A 3,757-nucleotide genomic window follows, 5' to 3' on the forward strand; every position below is an offset into this window, starting at 1 on the left:
TAGATGTATATGAAGTCGAGGAAGATATAATAGAATTTGTACACTATCCAAAAGATGGTGAAGAAGTGGATGTAACTGTAATCTAGTTACAACCTATTCATTTTTTCAAAAGGAATCAATTTTTCAATAGCCTTAACATGTATATCAATGCCTTTTTCTCTAATTGCGGCTATTGAGTTCAAACCACTGCCTGCAACGATACCGAAGTTATAGTTATCTGCCTTTGCATTGTAAGTCAGGGTTCTCGGTTTTCCTATTTTATATATTGAAAATCCTGTTTTATCCAAGGTATCCAATAGGTCAACAGCATAATCGCGTGAAATGTATGGAATTTCCTTGAAACTGGCCAATATCTTTTTCGGGCCGATGCTGGTTGAAACAGATGTCATGTCCTTTGCAATGAAAATCTTGTGAGGGTCAACGGTTGACCCGTTGTATGAAATTAGCTCAATGAATAATGATGGTTCTGTAAGCTCCAGCAATCCTCCATATTTTGGATTGCAGATAATTCCATTGTTTATAAGGATTCCATCAATGCTCAAACTGCAGATTGTAGCTATTCCAACAGTGTCCTCATCGGTTGGATGATTCATAATCTGGTAGTATGGATTGATGTGTTTAGGGTCATCGTTGTATGTCTCTTCCATTATGTCCAATGCCTTGTCAAGGTCGTCCCTTTTAAGGTATGATATGTTGGAAACGATGTCTCCCTTTCTCTTTTCTATATCAAAGTTGACCTGCTGTATCAGGTTCCATGATTTGGACAGTAAGAATGATATTTTAGGTTGTAAGTCATGTGTAACAGGTTTCAGGTTATTTCTGATTGTTGTTGTGATTGGGGATAATGTCTTGAAGTCCCTGATTTCCTCAGCAATCTTAATGTCAATGTTCTCTCCGGATTCCTGCACTGCTCTGAATGGGGTTATTCCCCCGACAATGGCTATTCCAACCATTCCATCAGGAACTGGAATTCCCAATATGTCCTTTCCCTCATCGGAGATTCCAATCACTCCGCCTATGCCAATCTTGTCAAGTTTTTTAATGAGTTCAACTGTCCTGTCACGGCCGACGCCAGGTATCAGTCTGAAGTTTGCAGGAATTATTCCGTTTCCTGAGTCGATTACATCAAGAACTGATGTTCTGTTAGGTGAAGAGAATGCGTCCAGTGGTGTAAGTGAGGTTTTCTTGTAGGATATGAGTTCCTCAAACCTTATTGGCTTGTAGTCCTCGACTTTGAGAAGTCCTCCATAAACCGGCTGTGAGGATATTCCCTCGTTGAGAAGTATTCCATCGATTGTTGTTCCGCACAATGTTGTTACTTCAATTCTGTCTTCACTTTTATCTTCATTTAAATTAACGTAAGGACTAACAGAAAGGCCACTTTCAATAACATTTTTAAGTATATCGATTGATTCTTCGTTATAAACGGTTGATGTATTTACAACAACATTTCCTGTTTGAGTCATATAGTTGAAGTCAGTTAAATAAATCATTTCCTCAAATTTTGAATAGATGAAATCGACCTGGTCATAGATAAGGCCCTTTTCCAATTTTTCACGACCAAGATCAGTAATCACTCTTCCAGAATACCCCATTCTTTCAGTATAACCTTTTTCATCCAGAATCTGCATGTGGTATCTTACCGCACGCTCTCCTAAATTAAAACCCTTGTCCCTAAGCTCGTCAGCTATCAGTTTGGAGCCTATAGGCTTCTCATGTTGGGTTAATATTCTCAATATTTCAATCATTCGGGGTTCTGAATCTGACATAGTTGACTCCAATTAAAAAAAATAAATATTTAGATTAGATATCTAAATATTTTCTTTGTTCGTATCCGAACACTTGAACACGATATTCGTCCCATTCTTGATATTTAAGCTCTAGGAACTTTTCACTGACATGAGGTCCCAATGCATTAAGTATGAGTGGGTCTTCCTCAAGGGCATGGTATGCTTCCCATAAACTGGTTGGAAGAACCTTGATTCCCCTTTCAGCAATTTCCTCTTCGCTTAATTGGTAAAGGTCCACTTCAACAGGGTCTCCTGGGTCGATTTTGTTGACGATACCGTCTATACCTGCTTCAAGCATTACTGTAAATGCAAGGTAAGGGTTACATGCAGGGTCAGGTGACCTGTACTCGATACGTGTTGCTTTTCCACGTGCTGCAGGAACTCTTATTAAAGCAGATCTGTTTCTAAGACCGTATGCCCTGTAAACTGGAGCCTCATAACCTGGAACTAAACGTTTGTATGAGTTAACAATAGGGTTTGTAATAGCGGTAATAGCTGGAGCGTGCTTGAGTAATCCTCCCATGAAGTAAAGTGCATCTTTTGAAAGACCGGTTTCTGAGTCAGGGTCTGAGAATAAGTTTCTGTCTCCCTTGAAAACTGACTGGTGACAGTGCATTCCACTTCCGCTCACGCCGAAGAATGGTTTTGGCATGAATGTTACCCTGTAGTCCATTTGGTCAAAGGTAGCCATGTTGTCTACGATAGCCTTAATCGCTTGCTTGAATGTGATTACAGCATCAGCGGTTTTAAGTGCATCCTTGAACTTGAATGCGATTTCGTTTTGACCTGGTGCCACTTCGTGGTGGGATGCTTCAACCTCAAAGTCCAAATCCTCAAGGTTCAAGGTCAATTCTCTTCTAAAGTCAGGACCTTTGTCCAACGGTTCCACATCGAAGTATCCTGCTTCATCGTAAGGCATTGGGTATCCGTTCTCATCAATGTCCACAATGAAGAATTCAGGTTCCGGACCGATGTTGTATTGAAGTCCCATTTTCGCAATGTGCTTGAGGGATTTTTTGAGAACTCCCCTTGGGTCTCCTATGAACGGTTCGCCATCAGCTGTCCATACGTCACAGATGAATCTGCATGTTGCGGATTCCTCTGGTCTCCATGATAATCTTGAGTAAGTGTCAATGTCTGGTTTAAGGACCAAATCACTTTCATTGATTCCTACAAATCCTGCAATTGATGATCCGTCAAATAACATTCCTTCGTTAAATAAGTCACTCATATCTTCGCCATTGAATGGTATGACGATATTTTTTACAGTACCGTTAATGTCGACAAACTGCAAACGGATAAACTTGATGTTATCCTCTTTCATTTGTTCGACTACTCTTTCAATTTTTTCTTCTGGAATATCGCTCATTAAAATCAAGCTCCATATTTAATAGTCGGAAAACATCTTCCAATCAAAAATATATTTCCAACTCGTAGTATATAAATCTTTATATATACTCTATTATGATATTTTTGATATATAAAATAAGAAGTTTTATTTTTTTTACTAAAAAAAGTTCATTAAATTTTAAAATTTGATATTAATCTGTTCAAAACAATACAAAAAAGAGTAAAAGAATTTGACTTAATGTATAATAAGCCAAATCAGAAATGGTCAAATTCGCTTCCGAAATACTCATAAACTTTCTGAAGTTCCTCAGGAATGTTGAGCATTTGGGTACAGAACGGAATGCACTCCTCACACTGAATGCAACTGTCAGCTCTGGAATCATCATCAATCAAGCTGAAATACTGCATTTCACTGGCCTTAGGGTCTCTCATCATGTGTGCAATGTTGTACTCGGTAAGGCAGTTAATGATGTCAACGCCATGAGGGCAAGGCATGCAATAGCCGCAGCGGGTGCAGTCGTTTCCCAGAAATGTCCGGTATGTACGTGCGACCTCACGGATGATTTCCTTATCATAATCGGAGATTACATCCTCGGTTGAAGCTATCCTGATGTTGT

The 3,757-nt window shown here is 39.2% G+C and carries 2 protein-coding genes and 1 pseudogene; all 3 read right to left on the reverse strand.

The genetic code is table 11. The annotated features are described in order from the left end of the window. Positions 1-86 precede the first annotated feature (86 nt). On the reverse strand, positions 87-1,769 hold the full coding sequence (locus tag E7Z79_RS09490; protein ID WP_303739695.1) for a DUF128 domain-containing protein: 1,683 nt from the start codon (positions 1,767-1,769) through the stop codon (positions 87-89). Between the two features lie 34 nt (positions 1,770-1,803). Then, positions 1,804-3,159 carry a type I glutamate--ammonia ligase gene (gene glnA / locus E7Z79_RS09495; RefSeq protein WP_303739696.1) on the reverse strand — a complete coding sequence of 452 codons (1,356 nt, stop codon included), beginning with the start codon at positions 3,157-3,159 and terminating at the stop codon, positions 1,804-1,806. A 236-nt stretch (positions 3,160-3,395) separates the two neighbouring features. Then, positions 3,396-3,757, reverse strand: a pseudogene (locus E7Z79_RS09500) (4Fe-4S dicluster domain-containing protein); the annotation flags it as partial.

Origin of the sequence: Methanobrevibacter thaueri, from assembly GCF_015062905.1 — an archaeon.
GTDB classification, from domain to species: domain Archaea; phylum Methanobacteriota; class Methanobacteria; order Methanobacteriales; family Methanobacteriaceae; genus Methanocatella; species Methanocatella thaueri_A.

Excerpts from the sequence above, each read along its gene's own strand:
- E7Z79_RS09490 (WP_303739695.1), bottom strand. The coding sequence starts at position 1,769 with ATGTCAGATTCAGAACCCCGAATGATTGAAATATTGAGAATATTAACC.
- glnA (WP_303739696.1), bottom strand. The coding sequence starts at position 3,159 with ATGAGCGATATTCCAGAAGAAAAAATTGAAAGAGTAGTCGAACAAATG.